The organism is Gemella sp. 27098_8_92 (genome assembly GCF_041433685.1).
GTDB lineage: Bacteria > Bacillota > Bacilli > Staphylococcales > Gemellaceae > Gemella.
Genome location: NZ_JAPWBZ010000006.1, coordinates 16,266 through 39,950 on the forward strand (window position 1 = coordinate 16,266; position 23,685 = coordinate 39,950).

At 29.8% G+C, this 23,685-nt stretch carries 23 protein-coding genes and 1 other RNA gene; 20 read left to right on the forward strand and 4 right to left on the reverse strand.

Going from position 1 to position 23,685, the window contains the following annotated elements:
* Positions 1–306: 306 nt before the first annotated feature.
* From O3802_RS05290 to glmM, 3 genes are all read right to left on the reverse strand, one after another.
* Positions 307–1,146, reverse strand: a complete 840-nt coding sequence (locus O3802_RS05290; protein WP_281665987.1) for a metal ABC transporter permease — start codon at positions 1,144–1,146, stop codon at positions 307–309.
* Positions 1,139–1,867, reverse strand: a complete 729-nt coding sequence (locus O3802_RS05295; RefSeq protein ID WP_371458611.1) for a metal ABC transporter ATP-binding protein — start codon at positions 1,865–1,867, stop codon at positions 1,139–1,141. The genes O3802_RS05290 and O3802_RS05295 overlap by 8 nt, the downstream gene beginning before the upstream one ends.
* Before the next feature lie 771 nt (positions 1,868–2,638).
* On the reverse strand, positions 2,639–3,982 hold the full coding sequence (gene glmM, locus O3802_RS05300) for a phosphoglucosamine mutase (protein ID WP_371458612.1): 1,344 nt from the start codon (positions 3,980–3,982) through the stop codon (positions 2,639–2,641).
* 255 nt (positions 3,983–4,237) lie between these two features.
* Here glmM and O3802_RS05305 point away from each other — a divergent pair, with 255 nt between their 5' ends.
* From O3802_RS05305 to O3802_RS05395, 19 genes are all read left to right on the forward strand, one after another.
* Positions 4,238–4,645: a hypothetical protein gene (locus tag O3802_RS05305; RefSeq protein WP_371458613.1), complete on the forward strand. Its 408-nt coding sequence runs from the start codon at positions 4,238–4,240 to the stop codon at positions 4,643–4,645.
* Between the two features lie 247 nt (positions 4,646–4,892).
* On the forward strand, positions 4,893–5,747 hold the full coding sequence (gene purR / locus O3802_RS05310; protein ID WP_371458614.1) for a pur operon repressor: 855 nt from the start codon (positions 4,893–4,895) through the stop codon (positions 5,745–5,747).
* Entirely contained in the window at positions 5,740–7,119 is a 1,380-nt protein-coding gene (glmU, locus tag O3802_RS05315) for a bifunctional UDP-N-acetylglucosamine diphosphorylase/glucosamine-1-phosphate N-acetyltransferase GlmU (protein WP_371458615.1), read from the forward strand. The genes purR and glmU overlap by 8 nt, the downstream gene beginning before the upstream one ends.
* 270 nt (positions 7,120–7,389) lie before the next feature.
* The gene (locus O3802_RS05320) at positions 7,390–8,697 is read left to right on the forward strand and encodes a DRTGG domain-containing protein (RefSeq protein WP_371458616.1); all 1,308 of its coding nucleotides are present in this window, start codon (positions 7,390–7,392) and stop codon (positions 8,695–8,697) included.
* Positions 8,698–8,714: 17 nt separating this feature from the next.
* Positions 8,715–9,698 carry a DHH family phosphoesterase gene (locus O3802_RS05325; protein WP_371458617.1) on the forward strand — a complete coding sequence of 328 codons (984 nt, stop codon included), beginning with the start codon at positions 8,715–8,717 and terminating at the stop codon, positions 9,696–9,698.
* 358 nt (positions 9,699–10,056) lie between these two features.
* Entirely contained in the window at positions 10,057–11,070 is a 1,014-nt protein-coding gene (locus O3802_RS05330) for a methionine ABC transporter ATP-binding protein (RefSeq protein ID WP_371458618.1), read from the forward strand.
* Positions 11,070–11,732: a methionine ABC transporter permease gene (locus O3802_RS05335; protein WP_371458619.1), complete on the forward strand. Its 663-nt coding sequence runs from the start codon at positions 11,070–11,072 to the stop codon at positions 11,730–11,732. The genes O3802_RS05330 and O3802_RS05335 overlap by 1 nt, the downstream gene beginning before the upstream one ends.
* A 259-nt stretch (positions 11,733–11,991) precedes the next feature.
* On the forward strand, positions 11,992–12,870 hold the full coding sequence (ylqF, locus tag O3802_RS05340) for a ribosome biogenesis GTPase YlqF (protein WP_371458620.1): 879 nt from the start codon (positions 11,992–11,994) through the stop codon (positions 12,868–12,870).
* Entirely contained in the window at positions 12,860–13,639 is a 780-nt protein-coding gene (locus O3802_RS05345) for a ribonuclease HII (RefSeq protein ID WP_371458621.1), read from the forward strand. Before ylqF ends, O3802_RS05345 begins: the two co-directional genes overlap by 11 nt.
* Positions 13,632–15,467, forward strand: coding sequence for a ribonuclease J (locus tag O3802_RS05350; RefSeq protein WP_371458622.1), 1,836 nt, complete (start codon positions 13,632–13,634; stop codon positions 15,465–15,467). Before O3802_RS05345 ends, O3802_RS05350 begins: the two co-directional genes overlap by 8 nt.
* A 93-nt stretch (positions 15,468–15,560) precedes the next feature.
* The gene (locus O3802_RS05355) at positions 15,561–16,772 is read left to right on the forward strand and encodes a DNA polymerase IV (RefSeq protein WP_371458623.1); all 1,212 of its coding nucleotides are present in this window, start codon (positions 15,561–15,563) and stop codon (positions 16,770–16,772) included.
* A gap of 25 nt (positions 16,773–16,797) precedes the next feature.
* A complete protein-coding gene (locus O3802_RS05360) occupies positions 16,798–17,484 on the forward strand; it encodes a tRNA (adenine(22)-N(1))-methyltransferase (protein WP_371458624.1) in 687 nt (228 codons plus the stop codon).
* Positions 17,485–17,515: 31 nt separating this feature from the next.
* On the forward strand, positions 17,516–18,286 hold the full coding sequence (locus tag O3802_RS05365) for a threonine/serine exporter family protein (RefSeq protein ID WP_276766770.1): 771 nt from the start codon (positions 17,516–17,518) through the stop codon (positions 18,284–18,286).
* 11 nt (positions 18,287–18,297) lie between these two features.
* Positions 18,298–18,744 (forward strand): threonine/serine exporter family protein, encoded by a 447-nt coding sequence (locus O3802_RS05370; protein ID WP_371458625.1) that lies wholly within the window; start codon positions 18,298–18,300, stop codon positions 18,742–18,744.
* 92 nt (positions 18,745–18,836) lie between these two features.
* On the forward strand, positions 18,837–19,097 hold the full coding sequence (locus O3802_RS05375) for a hypothetical protein (RefSeq protein ID WP_371458626.1): 261 nt from the start codon (positions 18,837–18,839) through the stop codon (positions 19,095–19,097).
* 106 nt (positions 19,098–19,203) lie between these two features.
* Positions 19,204–19,468, forward strand: an RNA gene (gene ffs, locus O3802_RS05380) — signal recognition particle sRNA large type.
* A gap of 114 nt (positions 19,469–19,582) precedes the next feature.
* Positions 19,583–20,935, forward strand: a complete 1,353-nt coding sequence (locus O3802_RS05385; RefSeq protein WP_371458627.1) for an MATE family efflux transporter — start codon at positions 19,583–19,585, stop codon at positions 20,933–20,935.
* 113 nt (positions 20,936–21,048) lie between these two features.
* A complete protein-coding gene (locus O3802_RS05390; RefSeq protein ID WP_281666002.1) occupies positions 21,049–21,477 on the forward strand; it encodes a DUF1836 domain-containing protein in 429 nt (142 codons plus the stop codon).
* 29 nt (positions 21,478–21,506) lie between these two features.
* Entirely contained in the window at positions 21,507–22,349 is an 843-nt protein-coding gene (locus O3802_RS05395) for a DegV family protein (protein ID WP_371458628.1), read from the forward strand.
* A 46-nt stretch (positions 22,350–22,395) separates the two neighbouring features.
* On the opposite strand, the gene O3802_RS05400 is transcribed toward O3802_RS05395, so the two are convergent.
* Positions 22,396–22,749 carry a hypothetical protein gene (locus tag O3802_RS05400; RefSeq protein ID WP_004632884.1) on the reverse strand — a complete coding sequence of 118 codons (354 nt, stop codon included), beginning with the start codon at positions 22,747–22,749 and terminating at the stop codon, positions 22,396–22,398.
* A 166-nt stretch (positions 22,750–22,915) separates the two neighbouring features.
* Here O3802_RS05400 and fsa point away from each other — a divergent pair, with 166 nt between their 5' ends.
* On the forward strand, positions 22,916–23,569 hold the full coding sequence (gene fsa / locus O3802_RS05405) for a fructose-6-phosphate aldolase (protein ID WP_371458629.1): 654 nt from the start codon (positions 22,916–22,918) through the stop codon (positions 23,567–23,569).
* Positions 23,570–23,685 lie beyond the last annotated feature (116 nt).

Sequence of the window (23,685 nt, forward strand, 5' to 3'; positions counted from 1 at the left end):
AAATTAGTGATAAAAATCCTAATTTCTTAAAACCTAATTTTTTCATATTATAGGCCTCCTTATTTGATAATTTTTTTCATTATAGCTTACTTCATGTATAAGATATTTCGTAATGATACTTATTATCGGATGAAAAGATTATAATAATTTCCCCTAAAATTATTAATTATTTCAGAAGTATTTTGTATTTAGGTAGTTTTTATTTTGTAAAATAATTTTAGGGAATATTACTTTAATTTTTAAAATGACTACTAAGTATCATTTTAATCTTTAATTTATCATAAAGTAAGCTGTATATTTATGAACTTAGTTATTTTTTTTATGTTTTATAAATTTTTGCTTAGGCGCTATAAAGAAACTTATAGCGAATACTGCTGCGAGTGTTAAAACAATGCTAGAACCAGCAGCGATATTAAATGAGTATCCAATAAACAAACCTAATACTGAGCAAACTGCTCCAATAGTAGATGATAAGAATATCATTGTTTTAAGGCTGTTAGCATATAAATATGCTGTTGCAGCTGGTGTAATTAACATAGCCACTATTAAAATAGTACCAACACTTTGCATAGCTGTAACGGAAACTAATGTTAAAAGTATCATAAGTAAATAATGATAAAAGTTAACTTTCATTCCCATAGCTTTAGCCAATAATTCATCAAACGAAGTAAGAAGTAATTCTTTAAAAAATAGTTTAATGACAAGTAAGACAAAAACTCCAACTCCGATTGTAATATACATATCAATATCTTGTACAGCTAGTATATTACCAAATAATATGTGGAATAAGTCGGTAGAACTTTTTGCAACACCTATAAGGATAACCCCAAGCGCCAAGAAAGAACTGAAAGTTATTCCAATGGCAGTATCACTTTTGATAATTGAGTTTCCTTTGATAAAGGTAATAATAATCGAAGCAAGTAAACCAAAAGCTATAGCTCCGATAAAGAAGTCAATACCAAGTATGTAAGAAATAGCGACTCCAGGGAGAACAGCGTGAGAAATGGCGTCTCCCATTAAGCTCATTCCGCGAAGGACGATAAAACATCCTACCGCACCAGCGACAATACCAATGATAATTGCGGTAATAAGTGCATTTTGTAAAAAATGAAAGCTATAAAGCCCATCAATGAATTCTTTAATCATTAGTACCACCCCCTAGGAAGAATAAATCTGTGCCATAAGCTTTTGTTAAATTTTCTCTTGTGAAGGTTTCTTTTGTCTCTCCATAGGCAATTAGCTCTTTATTGATAAGCAGAACGTTATCAAAATACATATGAACCTTTCGAAGATCATGGTGTACTATTAGAATAGTGTGACCTTTTTCTTTTAATTTTCTTAGCGTATCCATAATAATTTCTTCACTAACAGAATCTATACCTACAAAAGGTTCGTCTAAAAAGATATATTTGGCCTCTTGTACTAAGCAACGAGCGATAAGTACACGTTGGAATTGACCACCAGACAATTCACTAATTTGTCTATGTGAAAATTCTTCTAATCCAACCAATTTAAGAGCATCATCAACTTTTTTCCAATGTTCTTTTTTTAATTTGTGAAATAATTTTATTTTTGGGTAAACGCCAAGTGACACACATTCCCTAACTTTAATAGGAAAATTATAATCAATGTTTATTTTTTGTTCTACATATGCAATATTATTCAGTGCATTTTTTGATATTTTGTTATCAACTTCTGCTGTACCTTTAAAAGGAATAATATTCAAAATAGCTTTTATTAGTGTTGATTTACCAGCACCGTTAGGCCCAATAATACCTATGATAGATGGCTTATCTATTTGTAAATTTATATTATCAATAGCAAGTGTATCTTTATATCGAACACTCAGATTAGTTATATTTATCATATATATTCCGTCCATTCTTTTCTATCTACATTAAAGTTTACCTTAGGAAACATTAAAAGTCAAGAGGAATGTTGCATGAAAGCAAAAAAATACCTTAAAGAGAAGTGTAAAGGAAAATATTAAATAATATTGGAAAAATAAGTTTAAAATAAAAAAACCTACCTTACAAAAAATATTGTAAGGTAGAAATAAGGGAGTAAATATGAAAAGTCTTTATTATAAGCTAGGGAGACTTATAATAAAAGAACATATGAAGTAATATAGTATTACTTCACCTATAAGTATATCAGAAGTATATACAAAAAACAAGAGGAAAATCAATTTTTTTCCAAAATATATTAATTTTTTTTTGAAAAAATATTGATAATTAAAATTTTACATAAAAAAATTAATATTTTGATAATAGTTACTATTTTATTTATAACAAAAATATAAATAATGCCTATATTACAGTAAATATAGGGGCAGTATTAGTTTACTGTTTAAGAGTAATTTATTTTTGAAAAAGAAACTTTATATTTAAATATATATTAGATATTAGGAAATTATTAAGATAATAATAGGAATAAAAATATACAATATAATGTAGATAATATACAAAAAAAATTGACTAGAAGATATACAAAAAAACGTAGGTAAATTGGATAAGAAAAAAGATAATTTAGTATTTTAATTTAGAAAATATAATAATTATAAAAACAAATATAGAGGGATAACATTATCCCTCTATAAAGATATTTTTAAACAAATATTGAAAGGCCTTAATAATAACTATTTTACTTCATATTTTTCACGAACTATTTTTGCAACTTGTTCGCAGTATTTATCTGTAAGTTCATCACTGCTAGCTTCAACCATAACCCGTATTAGATTTTCAGTACCTGATGCACGTAGTAAAATACGTCCATTTCCTTTAAGCTCTTTTTCGACTTTAGCACATTCTTCAAGAATATCTTGATCTTCCATGGCTAATTTTTTATCTAGTACTTTTATATTAACTAGTTTTTGTGGGTAGATATTTACCTCACTAGCAAGCTCTTGTAAAGTTTTTCCAGAAGTTTTGATGATATCAGCTAGCTTGACAGCTGTTAATATCCCGTCCCCAGTAGTAGCATAGTTCATCAAGATAATATGGCCTGATTGTTCACCACCTAAAGAGTAATTATTATTTCTCATTTCTTCAACAACATATCTATCTCCGACCGCAGTTTTTATAGATTGTAAACCATTTTCTTCGATAGCTTTGTAGAATCCAATATTACTCATTACTGTTGAAACAACCATGTTGTCGTTAAGTTCGCCTTTTTCTTTAAGATATTTAGCAAGGATAAACATAATTTTATCGCCGTCAACAACATTTCCATTAGCATCTACAGCTAATACTCGGTCGCCATCTCCATCAAAAGCAAAACCGACATCAACATTATTTTCTTTTACAAAATCAACAAGAGTATTGATTTTTGTAGAACCAACATTGTCATTAATATTAATACCATTAGGCATACAACCGATAGTTTCAATGTCAGCTTCTAAATCTCCAAATAAGAATGGAGCCACTCCAGTAGTAGCACCATTGGCACAGTCAACTGCAATGTTAAGTTTAGAAAGATCTCCTGTAATAGATTGTTTAATATGCTGAATATACTTTTGACTAAGCTCGCTACCAGAATACAATCTACCTATATTTTCGTAACTAGCATTTTCGATTTGGTCAGAATTATCAATTAAATCTTCAATTTCTAGTTCTTGTTCATCAGTTAGTTTAAAACCATCTGGGCCAAAAATTTTGATTCCATTATCTTGGTATGGATTGTGTGAAGCAGAAATCATAATTCCGCTATCTGTTTCAATAGTTTTAGTTAAATAAGCAATAGCAGGTGTAGGTATTACTCCTACAGTCATAACATTAACTCCAACACTTGTTAGTCCTGCTGTTAGGGCATATTCAATCATATCACAAGAAATTCTGGTATCTCTACCGATTATTACTTTTGGGTGCTCTTTTTTTTCAGTAAGTAATTTACCAAGGGCTTTTCCTACTTTAAAGCTTAAATCAGAGGTAAGTGATTCGCCAGCGACACCACGGATACCATCTGTTCCAAAATATTTTCTCATAAAAAAATAAACTCCTTATTTTTTATTTATAAGTGAATATTACTATATAAACAACGATAAGTCAAGGTTTTGCTTTGATTATAGTATAGTTACTATAAGAAATTTAGATAAAAGTAAAGTAAGAGAGAAAAATTATTTTGATTACAAATATAGATTTAATTAATATTGCTAAATTTTAGTGTAGTTTGTATAATAAATTTAAGATAATAATATGAATTACATATATGTTAAATAAAAAGATGGAGATGGAATACAATGAAAATGTATCAAAGAGATAAAGTATTAAATGTTAGTTCAGCATCTGCTTGGCAAGCTTTAAAAGAGATGAATAAGTGGTTGCCGGATCTCTCTACAAATAGTGGAATTTTCTATTCAATGGATACTAACTTTTTTGAAATTGGAAGAAAATATAATATAACTTCTAAGGAAGGGATAGTAATGGATTGTGAATTATATAGTATAGATGAAGAAAATATGACTGTGGAAATACACGCTGAGCACAAACCATTGAAATCTATACTTATATGCAAAGTTTTAGACTTAGGGGAGAATAGGACGCAAATCACAAGGATACAGGGTTATCCAGGGTGGTTCGGTAAAATCTTTACTATCTTCTGGGGGAAAAGAGAATCTGGAGAAACAGCAGAATATCTAGAGGTTTGAGGGAGATATGCCGAATCTTTAGAAAAATAAATTTAGAAGAGTTTCTTTATTTATTTTTTATAAAAGTAAGTTTTTCGTGAAAATCAAGGACGAAATAACTAATTTTAGTGTAAAAAAAGGAGGTTCTCTTTACTAATCCGAACGATAATGGTATTATATAGTTATAATATACGAATTAAATGAAAAAATATGAATTTTATGTAATGTACTAAAGTTCATATAAAATATATTTTATAAGGAGTAGAAGATGAAATTAAAGAGAAGCGAAAGAATAGTAGTAATGACGGAATATTTATTAAATAATCCAAATAAGCTAATACCTTTGACCTATTTTGTTTCAAAATTTAATCAAGCAAAATCTTCTATCAGTGAAGATATCCATATTATAAAAAATGGTTTTAAAGAAGAAAATATTGGCGAAGTTAAGACACTTGCAGGAGTTAGTGGAGGAGTTATTTTTACACCGACATTAGTAGAAGAAGACGCGAAGACTATCCTTAATGATTTTATAGAAAAAATAAATGATGGAAGTCGTTTACTTGCTGGTGGATATATCTTTATGTCTGACATAATAGGGAATCCTAGCCTTATGAATAAGTTAGGACGTGTTGTTGCAACTGTCTATAAAAATAAAGAAATTGATGCTGTAGTCACTGTCGCAACCAAAGGAATTCCTGTAGCTTATGCGATAGCTTCTATTTTAAATAAACCGGTTATTACTATAAGACGTGATAACAAGGTCACAGAAGGAACAACAGTAGCTATTAACTACGTTTCAGGGTCTACAAAAAAAATAGAAACTATGATTTTATCTAAGAGAAGTTTGGAAAGCCACTCGAAAGTCTTGTTAGTAGATGATTTTATGCGTGGTGGTGGAGTACTTACAGGTATGGAAAGCCTTATGAATGAATTTGATGTTAATGTGGTAGGTAAGGTAATAATAACGCAATGTTTCGATTCACCACGAGAACATGAAGATGATTATTTATATTTATCAAAAATTGATAATATAGATGAATTTAATGGAACTTTTGATGTGAAATTAGGAAATGTAATAGAAAAATTAAGACAAGTAGAGAAAGAGGATAACATTAATGAGTAATAACAGATATGCGGTAATACTTGCAGCTGGAAAAGGTACAAGAATGCAATCAAAATTATATAAAGTATTGCATAAAGTTTGTGATAGAACTATGGTAGAACTTGTTTTAGATAGTTTAAGTGATTTAGAAATGCAAGAAGTAATCACAGTAGTCGGACACGGTGCTGAACGAGTTAAAGAAGTATTAGGAGATAGAACTAAGTTTGTTCTTCAAGCAGAGCAATTAGGAACAGCGCATGCGGTGAAAATGGCTAAAGGTGAACTTGCTGATAAAGAGGGAACAACAATAGTTATGTATGGAGATACTCCACTTATTCGTCCAGAAACTATAAACAATATGTTAGATCATCATGAAAAGAGTAAAGCTAAAGCAACTGTTCTAACTGCTATTGCTGATGACCCATTTGCTTATGGAAGAATTATTCGAGATGTTAATGGAAAATTGGTGAAAATTGTTGAAGAAAAAGATGCGACAGATAAAGAAAAACAAATAAAAGAGATTAATTCAGGGATATACTGTTTTGATAACAAACTATTATTTAAAATGCTTGAAAAGGTTAAAAATGATAATAAGCAAGGAGAATATTATCTACCAGATGTACTTGCTTTAGTTCGTGAGCAAAAAGAAATTATTGAAACTTATTTGTGTGATGACTTTGATGAGACATTTGGAGTTAATGATAGAGTTGCACTTTCTTATGCGGAAAATGTAATGCGTAATAGGATTAATACCAAACATATGTTAGCGGGTGTCACGCTGGTAGACCCGACTAACACTTATATTGCACCTAATGTTATTATTGGGCGAGATACTACTATCTACCCAAATGTAACGCTAAAATCAAATACTATTATAGGAGAAGATTGTCAAATAAAGCCTAATTCATATTTAGAAAATGCAGTTATAGGTAATGGTGTAAAAGTTCTATCTTCAACTATTAAGGATTCAAAAATTGGAAATAAAACAAGTGTGGGTCCATATTCTCATATTAGAAATAATTGTGAGCTTGGAGATAATGTTCGAGTAGGAAACTTTGTAGAACTGAAAAATACAATATATGGAGAAGGTTCTAAAACAGCCCATTTAAGCTATCTTGGAGATACTACTGTTGGAGCTAATACAAATATAGGTTGTGGCACAATTACTGTAAATTATGATGGTAAGAATAAATATAAAACTACAATAGGTAGCAATACTTTTATAGGATGTAATTCGAACTTAATAGCGCCATTAGAAATAGGAGATGGAGCAGTTATAGCAGCAGGGTCTACTGTTACGAAAAATGTTCCAGAAGATTCATTAGTAATTGCTCGAGCTAAACAAGAGACTAAAGAGGGTTATGCTAAAAAGCTACCTGCTGGTAGAAAGTAGTAATATAATTTTTAAAAAATCTATAAAGGTGTTATAGAAGAAAAGTAAAAACATTGCTGTAATAATATAAAGTGGGAATAATGTTTATACTACTAATATAAATTATTTTTCTAAAAATAAAACTTTTTAAAACGATGAAATGTAAGTAATATAACTTGAATTTCATCGTTTTTATGCTTGAAATAGAGCCTTAAAAAGTATATAATTACTTATAGTAGTAAAGTGTTATAAAATAAAAGTTTGTATTATAATAAAAAAGGAGGAAAAATTATGAAATCAAAACATCAGAAAATATTAGAGTATATTAAAAGTTTACCGATTGGAAGCAAGATTTCAGTTCGTCAAGTGGCAAAAGAATTAAAAGTTAGTGAAGGAACGGCATATAGAGCCATTAAAGAATCAGAAAATAGAGGATTTGTATCATCGATAGAGCGTGTTGGAACTGTACGTATTCAGAAAAAAGAACGTGATAATGTTGAAAAATTATCTTATTCTGAAATAGTAAATATAGTTAGTGGACAATTAATAGCAGGACGCGGAGGAATTCACGAAATAGTTCAAGACTTTGCTATTGGAGCTATGGATTCTGAACAAGTAGGAAAACATATAAGAAAAGGAACATTATTAATTATAGGAAATCGCCCTAAAATTATTGAAATGTCACTGGAAAAAGGATGTGCTATTTTAGTAACAGGAGGATATATTCCAAATGATTATATAAAATCATTAGCAGATAGTAAAAATCTTCCATTAATTATAACGCCACACGATACTTTTTCTGTCACACATTTAATTAATAGGGTAACAAATGACCAAATTATTAAACGTGATATTATAACAGTAGAAAGTATTTATATAAAAGTAGAAAATTTATATACAATAAATCTTAATAATACAGTAAAAGATTGGTATAATCTTCAGTTAGAAGCAGGGCATACACGATATCCAGTTGTCAATGAATATGGAAAATTAGTTGGTATTATTACTGCTCGTGATGTATTCTTAAAAGACAAAGATGCATTAATTAAGGAAGTTATGGAACGTAAGGTTTCTACAACAACATTAGATACACCTATTTCTTCTGTAGCGAATACTATGCTATTAGAAGGATTTGAACTTATGCCTGTAATTGATGCTAAAAACACATTGTTAGGGATAGTAACTAGAAAATTAGTAATAAATTCATTATTAACTAGTAATAGATTCCAAGAAGGACATAATAACGATACTTTTGATGAAATTATGCGTAAAGGTATTGTACCAAGAGCTGATGGGCTTCAAGTCAAAATTATTCCTCAAATGCTAGATCAGTTTGGTACTTTCTCTAGTTCGGCACTATTAAGTATTATCGATGAATCAATTCATATAACAAGTTATAACTACAATAGAAGTGAAGTTCTTATGCAAAATGTTTCATTGTATTTCTTAAAATCAGTTCCGTTAGATCGTACAGTGACAACAAAAGTTAATATTTTGGATATAGGTAGAAAAACTGCCAAATTTGATGTAGAAGTATTTGATAAAACTGAATTAGTAGCTAAAGCTATGGTAACTTGTCAAGTATTCCAAAGAAACTAGTAGAAAGAAGAAGCTAAATGTTAGAAACTTATGAAAATCTATATGAAGAAATTTTTCGAAAAATAAAAGAAAGTAAAAAAATAATTATTCATCGTCATGAAAGACCGGATCCAGATGCTTATGGATCACAAGGTGCGATGTACCAACTTATAAAAACTAACTTTCCTGAAAAAGAAGTTATTACAGTAGGAAAAGATTCACCGTCACTGTGCTTTCTGTTTAAAAATAGTGAAGTTGTAGAAGATGACTATAAAGATGCTTTGATAATAATAACGGATACAGCTAACTTTCCTAGAATAGATGGAAAACTATTTACAAAAAATAACTTTTTAATAAAAATAGATCATCATCCACCTTTGGATAATTATGGAGATATTAATTTAGTTAATACAGAGGTTTCGTCTTGTAGTGAACTTATTTACAATTTTTATACATATTTAAATAAAAAATATGATATTAAATTAAATGATGAAGCAGCAAAATTGCTTTATTTAGGTATAGTTGGGGATACAGGTAGATTTTTATTCCCAAATACATCAAATGAAACATTGAGAGTTGCATCTGAACTTATAAAATATGATTTTAATATGAGTGAACTCTTGGATAGAATGGAAATTATTAGTGAAAATCTTATGCGTTTTAGAGCATTCATTTTCGAGAAATATGATGTATATCAAACTGGTGTAGCTTATTTAAAAATCACAAAAGAAGATATGGATAAGTATGGAGTTGATCCAGGGGAAGTATCTACTGGTGTTAATTTACTGCGAAGTCTTGAAGGACTTTATGCATGGTGTTTTGCAATTGATGAAGGAAACAAAGTGCGTGTAAGAATTCGTTCGAAAGGACCTGTTATAAATACTCTTGCAGAAAAGTATGCAGGTGGGGGGCATCCTTTGGCTAGTGGTGCAACTGTAAAAAACTGGGAGGAATTAGATGATCTTCTAGATGATATGGCTCGATTAGTAGGAGAATACTTAAGAGAAAATAGTATAAAGTAGATAACCAAGATTAGTTTAAATAGGTGTTAAAAGAATATTTAAGTTAATTCTTGACAGTAAAAAAATATGATGCTATACTAATAGCAAAGTTTAATATAAAACCAATACTCTTATAAGTACTAGATTAAATAATCAAAGAGAGTGTCGTTTGCTGTGAAGACATATTATGACATTTAGGAAAATGGTTCGAGTGGTTAATAAGGTAAACATTAATTGTAAACTTTGTTCGGGTATCCACGTTATAGGATAAGCTATGTTAGTAGTTATAAGTAAAATATAAGGTGGTACCGCGTAAAACGCCCTTATTCCGTGGAGGAGTAAGGGCGTTTTTATTTTAATTTATTGAAAGGAGAAGCACATGATTGAGTTAAAGAATGTAAATAAGATATATGATAATAAAGTTCATGCATTGAAAAATATTAATCTTAAAGTGGAGGAAGGGGATATTTACGGAATAATTGGTTATTCTGGTGCAGGTAAGAGTACTTTAGTTCGACTTCTAAATGGATTGGAAGTTGCAACAGATGGAGAAGTAATTATTGATGGTGATGATTTTAATAAAATTACAGAGGAACAACGTCGTCTGAAACGCCAAAAAATAGGAATGATTTTCCAACATTTTAATCTTTTGTGGAGCAGAACTGTTGCAGAAAATATTGCTTTCCCATTAGAAATTTTAGGAAAATCAAAACAGGAAATAAAAGCAAGAGTAGAAGAACTTGCGAAACTAGTAGGACTTGAAGATAGACTTAATGCCTATCCGTCTCAACTATCTGGTGGACAAAAACAAAGGGTTGGTATTGCGCGTGCATTAGCAGGGCGCCCATCGATACTCCTTTGTGATGAAGCAACGAGTGCACTTGATCCAGAAACAACTGCAGAGGTTTTAAATCTTATTAAGGAGATTCATAGAAAAACTAATATTACAGTTGTTCTTATTACGCATGAAATGAATGTTATAAAAACTATTTGTACTAAAGTTGCAGTAATTGACGGAGGAACTATAGCTGAAGATGGTTTAGTATCAGAAGTATTTTATCATCCGACGCAAGAAGTTACTAAAAAATTCTTAAGTCAAACATCGTTTGCTTCAGAGATAGAAGAACGTGAAAATATTGAAGAATGGAAAAAAGTATTTACAGACGGTATAATAATTAAATTTACGTTTGATAATAATACGTCTAAAAAGCCTATTCTCAGCATGTTGATAAAAGAAATTGACTTTGATTTTAATATAATTAATGGACATATTGATAAAACAGCTAATGCTAACATTGGAACATTATTTGTCCAACTAATAGGAAGTAACGAAAATGTAGAAAAAGTAATAGCTAGACTAAATGAGCTAGGAATTTTAACGGAGGTGTTATAATGTTTGAGTTTTCAAGAGTTAATTGGGATAAAGTTCAAGAAAAGACAATAGAAACATTAATTATGACATTTGAGTCATTGATTGCAGTATTTTTACTTGGGTTATTTTTAGGATTATTACTTTATATTACCTCAAACAGTAAAGGTGCTTTTGGTAGAGGATTTTACACTGTTGTAACGGCGATAGTAAATATCTTTAGGGCAATTCCGTTTATTATTTTAATAGTATTATTAATTCCTTTTACAAAAGCTTTGATTGGTACTATTATTGGGGTTCAAGCTGCTATTCCTGCGCTTATTATTTCAGCAGCACCATTCTATGCTCGACTTGTAGAAATAGGTCTTCGTGAAGTTGATAAGGGGGTTATAGAAGCTGCTCGTGCAATGGGCGCAAAAAGAATCACTATTATAACCAAAGTATTAATTCCAGAGAGTTTACCAGCTATTGTTTCTGGTTTAACAGTTACGGCTATTGCGTTAGTAGGTGCAACAGCGATGGCTGGTGTCATCGGTGCTGGAGGGCTAGGAAACCTTGCTTATTTAGATGGATTCCAACGTAATAATAGCACACTAACATTTGTTGCTACAGTGTTAATTCTAGTTATCGTTTTTGCTATTCAAATTTTAGGAGATACGGTAGTTAAAAAAATTGATAAACGTTAGTAAAAAAGAGAAGTTTTTAACTTCTCTTTTTTACTGTAATTAGTGTGAATTTACACTATAGATATTATGTTTTCTATGAGAGGTAGTTATAATCATCTATAAGAAATTTAAGAAATAAGTAATGATTTTATTTCATAAAACTATCATATTATGTAAAAAAATGCCTAAAATATGGTAAAATATAAAGGACTGTTAAAAAAGTATTGAAGAATTGTTAATAAAAAAACAAATAAAGTAAATTTAAAGGAGATAAAATTTCATGGTAATTCAATGGTTTCCTGGACATATGGCAAAAGCAACAAGAGAAGTAAAAGAAAAGTTAAAATTAGTAGATATAGTTTTTGAATTAGTAGATGCTCGTTGCCCATTATCTTCTCATAATATGTATTTAGATGAAGTAGTAAAAGATAAAAAGAAGATAATTATTTTTAATAAAATAGACTTATGTGATCGAACAGAAACAGCTAAATGGAAGAATTATTTTGAGAAAAAAGGTTATACAGTAGTTTATACAGATGCCAAAAATAGCAATAATTTAAATAAAGTTATCGATAAAGCAAAAGAAGAGCTTGCAGAAAAGATTGCAAGACAAGTGGCTAAAGGAATAAAACCACGAGCTATACGTTCAATGGTTATTGGCGTACCAAATGTTGGTAAGTCAACCTTTATAAACAAATTAATTAAAAAAAATGTAGCAAATACCGCCAATAAACCAGGTGTTACAAAAAAACAACAGTGGTTAAAACTTAATAAAGATATAGAACTTTTAGATACCCCAGGTATTCTTATGCCGAAGTTCGATAATCAAGAAATTGGTAAGAAATTAAGTCTAATTGGCTCTATAAAAGATGATATTACGCCACTTGATGATGTGAGCTTATATTTAATAGAATTGTTGAAACAAAGTTATTTAGAAAATATGAATAATCTGTATAAAATAGACGTTACTGCTGATGATGAGAATGTCTTTATAATGGAAAAAATTGCAAATAAACGTTTCAAAAAAATTGGTGGAGATTATGATTATGATTCAACAATAAAACTTCTTATTCAAGATTTTAGAACACAAAAGTTTGGGCTAATTACATTAGATAACTATAATGATATGATAAATGAAGAGGTTAGTGATGAAAATTAATGAAGTAAAAGAAATTTTATCACAAGATAATCCAAATGAAGAAATTTTAGAACAGCTACGAAATGATGAGAGAAGTGGTGTTCAAAAATTGCTGGTAAGTTTTGATAAAAAACAAGAAAAAAAACTTTTTTATAAAAAAGAGTACGAAAAAAAATCATTTTATGAAAATAAATGTTATAATAAAGGATGTAAATACATCTGTGGTATTGATGAAGTAGGACGTGGCCCATTAGCAGGTCCAGTCGTTGCTGCAGCGGTAATTTTAAAACAAGGTAGTTATTTCGAAGGATTAAATGATTCAAAAAAATTATCAGAGAAAAAGCGTGAAGAACTTTTTGAAAAAATAAAAGAAGAAGCAGTGGCTTACGCTATTTGTGAAGTAAGCAATGAAGAAATTGAAAGATATAATATTTATAATGCCGCACGTATTGCGATGCAACGTGCAGTAGAACAATTAAAAGTAAGACCAGATTTTTTATTAATTGATGCGATGCCTTTTGAAAACTATCCAATACCTAACTTTAGTATGGTAAAAGGTGATGAAAAGAGTGTTTCTATTGCAGCGGCTTCAGTTATAGCGAAAGTATATCGTGATAGATTAATGAAAGAATATGCAAAGAAATATCCACACTATGATTTTGAAAATAATGCAGGATATGGAACGAAAAAGCATTTGGAAGGGTTAAAGGCATACGGTATTACCCCAATCCACAGAAGAGATTTTGAACCGGTAAAAAGTATGATTAAACAAGGAGGAAATAATGAGTAATAATATTAGTATTGCAAAGAATATCCAAGTAAGTAAAAATGTTAATAATAAACAAAAAACTCATCAAAAGAGAAATAATAATTCCATAAATAAAAAGAATATAAAAATAGAAAAAAATCAAAGTAATATACAAAAGGAAGTAAATTCAAGAGAGAATAAGGCTAAAAAACTAATTCCTAAAATTCGTATTACACCTCTAGGGGGAGTAGATGAAGTAGCTAAAAATATGTATATGATAGAAATAGCTGATGAAATCTTTGTGCTTGATGCAGGTCTTATGTTCCCTGAAACAGAGATGATAGGGATTGATGCAGTAATTCCAGATATTAGTTATTTAGTTCGTAATAAACAAAAAGTAAAAGGGATATTCCTATCAAATGGGCACGTAAGTTCTATGGGGGCTGTACCATATATAATAGATAAACTTAAATGTCCAGTTTATGGGTCTAAATTAACTATTGATTTATTAAAAAATCATTTAAAACATTTAGGAATTAAACGTCGTATTAAGTTTTACTATGTAAAAGAAAATAATAAATATGATTTTAATAATGCGAGTATTACTTTTTTCAAAACAACATACTCTATGCCTGATTCACTTGGTATTTGTATAGAAACATCACAAGGTAATATTGTTTATACTGGAGAATTTAAGTTTGACCAATCTGTAAGTAAAGAATATAAATCTGATATTGTTAAAATTAGTACATTAGGGAAAAAAGGTGTATTAGCTTTACTTAGTGACTCTAGCAACGCTAATATGAAAGGCTATAATGTACCTGAAAATGAAGCAGCTGAGCAAATTGATAATGCATTTTATCAAGCGAATAAACGCATAATCGTAACTTGTTATGCTTCAAATTTCTTAACAATTTCACATATAGTTCGTGCAGCATTAGGACAAAATAGAAAACTTTTATTACTAGGAGAAGCGATAGAAGACTCTATTAATACTGCGAGAAATATGAATTACTTGGCAATAGAAGATGAAAACTTAATTACAGTAGATGAGCTTGGTAATTATCCACAAAATGAAATTTGTATTCTATCTTCTGGTGATCAAGGAGAACCAATCGAGGCTATGAAGAATATTGCTGAGAAGAATATTAAAGGTATTCAAATAGAATCAGGGGACACTATTATGATTGCAGCGACACCATCGCCTAACATGGAAGTAATGTTGTTCCAAACATTGAATCTTCTTGTTAAACTTGGTGCACATGTAGTAACAGCATCAAAACGTCTTCACGCTGCGAGCCATGCTACTCGTGAAGAATTGAAGATGATGTTAAATATGCTTATGCCGAAGTTCTTTGTCCCAGTTCAAGGAGAATTCAGAAATCTACGTAAACATGCTGAAATCGCAGCAGAAACAGGAGTAGCGGCTAACAATATTCATATTCTAGCAAAAGGTACTACACTAGAAATTAGTGGAAATAAAGCAAAAGTAATACCTAATAACGTTACAGTAGGTAATATATTAGTAGATGGTCGTGGAATTGGCGATGTTGAAGATAGTGTTCTTAAAGATAGAAAACTTTTATCAAATGATGGAATTTTTGTAGCTTCATATGCTATAAGTAGGAAAGAAAAAATTCTGGTGGGTCGTCCATGCATTCAAACAAAAGGTTTTGTATATGTTAAGAAGAGTATGGAGCTTATAAAAGAAGCTGAAGAGAAAATAATAGAGTATATAGAAAATAACCCTATTAAGAGTATCAGAGAGTGTGCAGCTATAAAAGCTGAAGTTAGAAGTATGTTATCAAGTTTATTATATGATAATACAAAGAGAAAACCTATTATAATTGTTAATTTTACACTGATTTAAAATTACTAAATATAAGAGCGGGAGTATAGTGTAGTGCAAGTTGCTATATAAATATCCTGCTCTTAATATATTATAAAAATAGGGGGGGTAGTGATGTCAAAGGTAATAGCGCATATTGATATGAATTGTTTTTATGCTAGTGTAGAAGAAAAATATGATCCAGAATTAAAAGGGAAACCTTTAGCTATTGCTGGAGAAATCAAAACACGTCATGGAATTGTTGTAACAGCTAATTATGAAGCTAGAGATAAAGGTGTAAAATCAACTATGCGTGTTGGAGATGCAAGGAAACTGTGTCCGAATATAAAAATACTTAAGCCTGATATGGTAAAATATCAAGAAGAATCAAAGAGAATTTTTGATTTAGTTCGCCAATATACAGAAAAAGTAGAAGTTATTTCCGTTGACGAAGCATATATTGATTTAAGTGATTTTCCAGAACCTGTAAAAGTAATAGCAACTATCCAAAGAAGAATTTATAAACAATTAGGCATGCCTTCAAGTGTTGGGGTCTCGTTTAATAAATTTTTTGCAAAAATGGGTTCAGACTTCAAGAAACCTCTCGGTTTTACAATTATTAATAAAAATAATTATAAAGATATTCTTTGGAATCTAGATGTAGGTGAGATGAACGGTTGTGGGAAATCAGCAACTAAAAAGCTAAAAAAACTAGGTATTAATACTATAGGTGATGTGGCAAATGCTAATGAGGTCATATTACATAGTGTTTTGGGAATTCAGGGATTAAGACTTAAACAACGCGCTAACGGAGAAGATAATAGAGGATTAAAATATACAGTAGAAAGAAAATCTATTGGTAATTCTAAAACCTTTGCCCAAGATATTATAGAAGAAGATGATATTTTGAACGAAATAAAAAAATTGAGTAAAAAAGTTAGCGCTCGAGCACAGACAAGGGATTACGTTGGAAATAATATATCTATTATGATAAAATTTAATGATTTTAAAAGTATAACAAGATCAAAGAAGATTCCAGAATATATTAATCAACCTGACAAAATTTTTACATATGCATGGGAATTATTGTTAGAACATTATGATTTTTCTAAAGGTGTTAGACTTTTAGGAGTGTCGTTAAATGATATAAAAAAAGAGAAAGAACTAAAAGTTCAACTTGATATTTTTGATTCTAAGGACTATAAAGGAGAAGAAAAATTAAGAAAATTATCAAAAAAATTAAAAAGTGAATTTGGAGATACTATTATTACAAATTTTGAAGAATTTGATTCTAAAAAGAAAAAAACAATAATTACGACAAGTTTTAGTAAAGACTTTTTAGATTAATAGTATATAAGATAGGAGGATGAAAATGTTAGCGATAAATAAGAGATTAAAATTGGTAGCGAGCTATGTAAAAGATAAGCGTTTGGCTGATATAGGAAGTGATCACGCCTATTTGCCAATTTATCTAGTAAAAGAAAATAAGATTAACTTTGCTATTGCTGGGGAAATAGTGGAAGGGCCACATAAAGTTTCTATAAAGAATGTAGAAGAAGAAGGACTATCAAGAATTATTGAATGTAGAAAAGCTGCAGGGTTAGATGCAATTGAGCTTGCCGATAATATAGAAGTAATTACTATTTGTGGTATGGGTGGAAAACTAATTGCTGATATTTTGGAAAAAGGGAAAGATAAATTAATTAATAGACCAAATTTAATATTACAACCAAATCTAGGAGAAAGATTTGTCCGTGAAAAATTGCAAGATTTAGGTTATACTATTACTGCAGAGAATATTATAGAAGAAGAAGGACATATTTATGAGATTATAGTGGCAACTAGCGGACAGATGTCTTTAACAGAAGATGAAAAAAATTTTGGTAAATTTTTATCAAAAGAAAAAAATGATTTATTCATAAAAAAACAAAAACAAGAGTTGGATAAAGTTAATTATATCTTATCTCAGCTGGAGAAAGCTAAAGAAGTAACAAAAGAAAAAGTTATTGAATTACATAAAAAAGCTAAAAAAATAAAAGAAATCATCGACTTAAAATAGAAGCATCAATGAATAGAGAAGGAGGTAAGGAATGTTTCAGTTATTGCAAAGTGAACAGGATGCAAAAAAACTTTTAAATTTTAGTGTGAAGATTGCTAAAAGTATGTTGTTTTATGGTGCAGAAGTGTATCGAGTAGAAGATACAGTAAATAGAATTTATAAATCGTTTGGGAATATAAAAGCTCCAAATATTCTAGTTACCTATAATTTTGTAATTGTATCATTTGTATATGATGATACGACTTATACAGCAATGAGAAGAGTATTTTTAGGAGATAGAAATCTTGAAAAAATTTCATTATTAAATGACTTATCGAGAAAAATGGTTATGGGTGGATGTTCTCTAGATTATGCCTTTAGAAAAATGAAAGATATAAAAAATAAAACTAGGTATTCTAATTTAGCAGTATTATCTGCATTGACTATATCAGCACCATTTTTTGCCATTATGTTCGGAGGAACGTTTAAAGATAGTATAGTTTCTTTTGTAGTTATGGCTGTAGAAACCGCATTTTTACTATTTATTGGAAGATATAAAGTAATATATTTCCTAGCAAATTTTTTAGGGGCATTTATTTCTACAGTACTAGTAATGACACTTGCTAAATTCTTTCTTATACATAATCCGGTTAGTATAATTATCGTAAGCCTTATGCCACTTGTTCCTGGGGTACAGATTACCAATTCAGTCCGTGATTTTATGGCGGGGGATTATTTATCTGGAATAATAGGGGTGCAATCAGCTATTTTTGTATCGATTGCAATAGCATTAGGCGTAGTTATGGGATTAAAAATAGTGTAAAGGAGTAAACCATGGAATATAATATTTATATACAATTTATTGCAGGATTTGTTGTAACATTTGCATTTGCAATATTTTTTAATGCACCTAAAAAATCACTATTGAGCTGTTCATTAATAGGAGCAGCCGGATGGTTGGTATATGTAATAGTTAAATTATTAACAGATGTTGTAATTGGAAGTTTTTTTGGTGCCTTATGTGTAGGGATTCTTTCGACGAGTACTTCTAAAATACTTCGTATGCCAGCGACAATCTTTATATATACTGGAATAATTCCTCTCGTTCCTGGGTATGGGATGTACAATACTATGCAAAATTTAGTTACAAAAAATTACAATGTAGCATTTAAAGTAGGTATAGAAACCTTGCTACAAGCGGGAGCTATTGCGATGGGGATACTTTTAGCATCAGTTTTTTCTGATTCAATAAAAAGGGTAAAAATACAAAGAAAAAGGTAAGTTCTATACTAAATTATAGAGCTTATTTTTATTTTATGATAAAATTAAAATATAAGGATTTAAATAAATATGATAGAGAGGATAAATACTTTATGAAAAATATTTTATATTATGCACAGAGTTGTCCAGATACAGCGCCGTTTAAAGAAAAATTGACAGAATTAGAAATAGACTATGAAGAGGTAGAAATATTATCTTCGCTAAAAAATTTGAAACAATTTTTATACGTTAGAGATACATATAAAGCATTTGAAGGAATTCAAGGGAGTATGCAAATAGGGATACCTTGTTTAGTCATTAATGAGAAAGACTGTATTTTAAACATAGATGACTTGGATAAATTAATACATTAGAGTAAATAGTGAGAGATTGATAAAAGTAACTAAGGAGATATATTTTATAGCTATAACCTTTTTTGTAAAGCTCTTGATTTTTAATTTTTTATTTGCTATAATTAAGAAATGCTAGGTGGGGAGTTAGCGGTGCCCTGTACTTGCAATCCGCTTTAGCAAGGCTGAATACTGAGATGCGGGTAGACTAGGGAATGTCGGGTTTAACACGTAATGTTGAGACTAAGGCATCTTACGACGCAATACTTATGAACCATGTCAGGTCCGGAAGGAAGCAGCATTAAGTAATGTCATTGTGGGTGTAAGTTTTTGTCAAGGTTGAGTTGTCGATTAAACTAACGGTTTTCTAATCTATTCAAGTCTCAGTTGCATATTATTTTATAAATCGATGATATCTAAAAGTATGTACTTTTGGATTTTTTTTATGGAAAATAAATTATAACTGGATATACAATGATATAAAAGTGTAAATAAAATAAGGAGGAACTATGTATCAAGGTAAGAATATAAAAGAACAGTCTAAAATTTTTGTGAAGTTACTATTTCCAGTTCTAATATATCAAATAATCTCTTATTCATCATCTATGATAGGAACCTTTATGGCTGGTCATTACAGTCCTACTGACCTTGCAGGAGTTAGCATGGGTTTTAATATTTGGAATCCTGTAATGTATACCCTAAATTCTATAGTTCTTGCAATAGTTCCAATAGTATCACAATTGATGGGGAAAGGGCGAGAACAAGAAATCCCAACGAAAGTTCGTCAGTTTTTATATATTGCAGTTTTTATTAGTATCATACTTATTATAGGATTAAATACTTTAGCAGAGCCCATAGTTAATGGGTTAGGCATGGATGAAAACATAGCTAGGGTTACAAAAAAATACTTATTTTACGAAAGTATAGGAGTTTTACCGATATTTTTATATGTTGTACTTAGAGCTTTTATGGACAGCCTTGGACTTACTGGATTATCTATGATAATGATGGTAATTTCTGTACCTGTGAATGTTTTATTAGCTTATGGTTTTATCTTTGGTAAGCTAGGTATGCCGGAGCTTGGTGGAGCAGGTAATGGTATGGCGGTATCGTTGACTTATATGGTACTATTCTTCATAGCTTTATTTTTAACACTAAAGCACCCAAAAATTAATAAATATAAGATTTTTGAAAAAGAAGGAATTAAATTCTCACATTGGGGAGAAATATTTAAGCTAGGAGTACCGATAGCTATAGCCACAGCGCTAGAAACTGTAGTATTTTCTACTTTATCTCTAATGGTATCGCGTTTTGATACGACAATTATAGCCTCACATCAGGCAGCATTGAATTTCTCAGGTTTTTTATATAGTTTACCAGTGAGTGTAGCAAATACTGTTACGATAATAGTAGCCTATCATGTAGGGGCAAAAAATTATAAAATGGCACGCCGTTATACAATTCTTGGAGTAATAATGGGAATGATTTTTGCATTTTTAGCAGGACTGATTGTTTGGATATTCGATGCTAATATTCCTTATCTGTATAGTAAGGATTTAGATGTTATATCTTTAACAGCACATTTATTATTATATGCGATAGGTTTTGCAATTTGTGATTCTTTTGCATCAGCTTTGGCTGGAGTTCTTCGTGGCTATAAAAAAGTTGTACCTATATGCGTAACGATGTTTATCGGTTATTATTTAGTAAGTATACCAGTAGCGTACTTTTTAGTGTTTAAGAAAGGTATAGGCATAGATGGTCTTTGGATAGGGTGGATAATAGGTTTAGGGACATATGCACTGGGAGTTCTAGTATATTATATGTATATGAAGAAAAATATAAAAAAACAATTAGTATAATAAAAAACTTTTTCATAAGAGAAATCTTGTGGAAAAGTTTTATTTTTCTTGACTATTAGTTTAAAAAACAATATAATGTAATTGTGAAAACTAGATAAAGAGGTGGAGGAAATTTGGTAAGAGAATATCCAAAATGGTCAGAACTACCCGAAATAGATTTATATTTAGACCAAGTACTAGAGTATGTTAATAAATTACATAGTCCAATAATGCTGAAAAATGATAAAGGTTTAACATCAGCTATGATTAACAATTATGTTAAAAATCATTATGTGGATAAACCCATAAAGAAAAAATATAGTCGACGCCAATTGGCCAGATTAATAGTTATTACATATTTGAAAAATGTTTTCTCAATTCAAGAAATAAGCAAAACATTAACAATGCTTACAAAAAATAATAAATCAGAAATAATGTATAATAATTTTGTAGCTTGTATGAACGGTGAGGATACTGATGAAATACCTATTGTTATAAAATCAGCATGTGCAACTGTAAGGTTATATGAGCAGACATTAGAATTAGCAGATGATCTAAAATAATATAATAGGTAAAAAGAGGAGAATAAAAAATGAAGTGGAAAATAGTTGTAGATACTGCATGTGATTTTAGGGAAATCCCTAATAAAGCTGAAAATGTTGCTTATGAAAGAGTACCGTTTTCTCTTCAAGTAGAGGACAAAGTTTTTGTAGATAATTTGGATTTAGATATTGATAAAATGATGGAAGAAGTATACGCTAGTTCAGAACCGGCTAGATCAGCGTGTCCTAGTCCGGAAGCTTACTTATCAGCTTATAGAGGAGCAGAGAATGTAATAGTTTTGACTTTGACTGGTGGGATGTCTGGAAGTTATAATAGTGCAGTTATAGCAGAAAAAATGATAAAAGAAGAAAATAATAATGTTAATATACATATTATTAATACTCTTTCAGCAGGTGGGCAAAATGACTTACTGCTCCTTAAAATAAATGAACTGATTAAAGAAGGATTATCTTTTGACGAAGTAGTTGCTACAATAACAAAATATTGGGAGAACTCAAAACTTATTTTTGTATTAGAAAAAGTAGATAATTTAGTGAAAAATGGTCGCTTAAATAAACTTGCGGCTGCGGTAGTAGGATTACTAAATATGCGTATGGTAGGAGAAGCAAGTAGTAAGGGGACATTGCATTTACTACACAAAGTTCGTGGAGAGAAAAAAGCTGTTTCTACTGTAGTAGACGAAATGATTAAAGCTGGGTATAAAGGTGGAAGAGCTGTAATTACTCATAGAAATAATACAAATATTTGTGAAAAAATAGAAGAAAAATTAAAAGAAAAATTTGAAAATATAGAATTTATCGTAGTACCCGCTTCTGGAATCTGTAGTTTTTATGGAGAAGAAGGTGGAATATTATTGGGATATGAAATATAATAAAAACCGGACTAGATGAGTTTTCATCAGTCCGTTTTTTTAAACCCTATTTAGTACTTTTTTTATTTTTACGGAGTTCATTTGCTAAAAAACCAATACCTTGTCCACACAAACTAAAGAATACATAACCAAGTCCATAGATAAGAATATCAAAGTTCAAAATAATTAAACAAGATATTAAGTAGAAGAAACCTATAATAAATGAAAATAAGTAACTAAAGTCCTTTTTATTATACGCATATAGAAATGATATTACAAAACTAACAATAGGATACATAAATATAAGAAGTAAAATTATCATTCCTGATTTATTAGATATAAAATAAGAACATAGAGGGAGTATTATAAATAAAAAGAAAGAAAAAATTAAATAAGGTACTTTTTCTAAAAATTTCTTCATCATTTGCCTCCTAAAATATAGTGTTATTCTACCATATATTTTTTCAAAAAACAAATATGATGATAGCTAGAAAAGAAATATTTTCTGTAAGTAAATAAAAAATTGAAATCGTTTTTCTGATGTGTTATGATAAAATAAAGACAAAGAATCGAGAGGGGATTATATAATGAAATTTTTTATAGATACTGCTAATGTGGATGACATTAAGTTAGCTAACGACCTTGGGGTGATTTGCGGGGTAACAACTAATCCATCACTTATAGCAAAAGAAGGTCGTGATTTTAAAGAAGTTATTAAAGAAATCACAGAAATAGTTGATGGACCAATAAGTGGTGAAGTAAAAGCAACGACTACTTGCTGGAAAGATATGGTAGAAGAAGCTAGAGAAATCGCTAAAATTCATCCAAACATGGTTGTAAAAATTCCTATGACTGAAGATGGATTACGTGCTGTTAAGATTTTAAAACAAGAAGGAATTAAAACGAATGTTACACTTATCTTTAGTGCGAACCAAGCCTTACTTGCTGCTCGTGCTGGTGCTACTTATGTTTCACCATTTTTAGGACGTTTAGATGATATTTCACATAATGGATTAATTTTAATTGAAGAAATCGTAGAAATATTCTCTAACAACGATATTGATTCTGAAATTATCGCAGCAAGTGTTAGAAATCCTATTCATGTAGTAGAATGTGCAAAAATAGGATGTGATATAGCAACAGTGCCTTACAGTGTAATAAAACAAATGATTAAACATCCCCTTACTGATATCGGTATTGAAAAATTCAAACAAGATTATTATAAAGTTTTTGGGGAGTAAAAAACATTTGATATGATTTTCTAAAAAAAATTATGAAAATTAACATTTTATACTGGAAATATTAAGTAAGTTATGTTAAAATATATTTTGTTGTATGAAAAAGTTGTTAAGATTGA

Coding starts and splice junctions, on each gene's coding strand:
- ylqF (WP_371458620.1), top strand. CDS start 11,992: ATGGTAATTCAATGGTTTCCTGGACATATGGCAAAAGCAACAAGAGAA.
- O3802_RS05290 (WP_281665987.1), bottom strand. CDS start 1,146: ATGATTAAAGAATTCATTGATGGGCTTTATAGCTTTCATTTTTTACAA.
- O3802_RS05345 (WP_371458621.1), top strand. CDS start 12,860: ATGAAAATTAATGAAGTAAAAGAAATTTTATCACAAGATAATCCAAAT.
- O3802_RS05320 (WP_371458616.1), top strand. CDS start 7,390: ATGAAATCAAAACATCAGAAAATATTAGAGTATATTAAAAGTTTACCG.
- O3802_RS05385 (WP_371458627.1), top strand. CDS start 19,583: ATGTATCAAGGTAAGAATATAAAAGAACAGTCTAAAATTTTTGTGAAG.
- O3802_RS05375 (WP_371458626.1), top strand. CDS start 18,837: ATGAAAAATATTTTATATTATGCACAGAGTTGTCCAGATACAGCGCCG.
- O3802_RS05325 (WP_371458617.1), top strand. CDS start 8,715: ATGTTAGAAACTTATGAAAATCTATATGAAGAAATTTTTCGAAAAATA.
- O3802_RS05335 (WP_371458619.1), top strand. CDS start 11,070: ATGTTTGAGTTTTCAAGAGTTAATTGGGATAAAGTTCAAGAAAAGACA.
- purR (WP_371458614.1), top strand. CDS start 4,893: ATGAAATTAAAGAGAAGCGAAAGAATAGTAGTAATGACGGAATATTTA.
- O3802_RS05305 (WP_371458613.1), top strand. CDS start 4,238: ATGAAAATGTATCAAAGAGATAAAGTATTAAATGTTAGTTCAGCATCT.
- O3802_RS05350 (WP_371458622.1), top strand. CDS start 13,632: ATGAGTAATAATATTAGTATTGCAAAGAATATCCAAGTAAGTAAAAAT.
- O3802_RS05395 (WP_371458628.1), top strand. CDS start 21,507: ATGAAGTGGAAAATAGTTGTAGATACTGCATGTGATTTTAGGGAAATC.
- O3802_RS05365 (WP_276766770.1), top strand. CDS start 17,516: ATGTTTCAGTTATTGCAAAGTGAACAGGATGCAAAAAAACTTTTAAAT.
- glmU (WP_371458615.1), top strand. CDS start 5,740: ATGAGTAATAACAGATATGCGGTAATACTTGCAGCTGGAAAAGGTACA.
- O3802_RS05360 (WP_371458624.1), top strand. CDS start 16,798: ATGTTAGCGATAAATAAGAGATTAAAATTGGTAGCGAGCTATGTAAAA.
- O3802_RS05400 (WP_004632884.1), bottom strand. CDS start 22,749: ATGAAGAAATTTTTAGAAAAAGTACCTTATTTAATTTTTTCTTTCTTT.
- O3802_RS05330 (WP_371458618.1), top strand. CDS start 10,057: ATGATTGAGTTAAAGAATGTAAATAAGATATATGATAATAAAGTTCAT.
- glmM (WP_371458612.1), bottom strand. CDS start 3,982: ATGAGAAAATATTTTGGAACAGATGGTATCCGTGGTGTCGCTGGCGAA.
- fsa (WP_371458629.1), top strand. CDS start 22,916: ATGAAATTTTTTATAGATACTGCTAATGTGGATGACATTAAGTTAGCT.
- O3802_RS05370 (WP_371458625.1), top strand. CDS start 18,298: ATGGAATATAATATTTATATACAATTTATTGCAGGATTTGTTGTAACA.
- O3802_RS05295 (WP_371458611.1), bottom strand. CDS start 1,867: ATGATAAATATAACTAATCTGAGTGTTCGATATAAAGATACACTTGCT.
- O3802_RS05355 (WP_371458623.1), top strand. CDS start 15,561: ATGTCAAAGGTAATAGCGCATATTGATATGAATTGTTTTTATGCTAGT.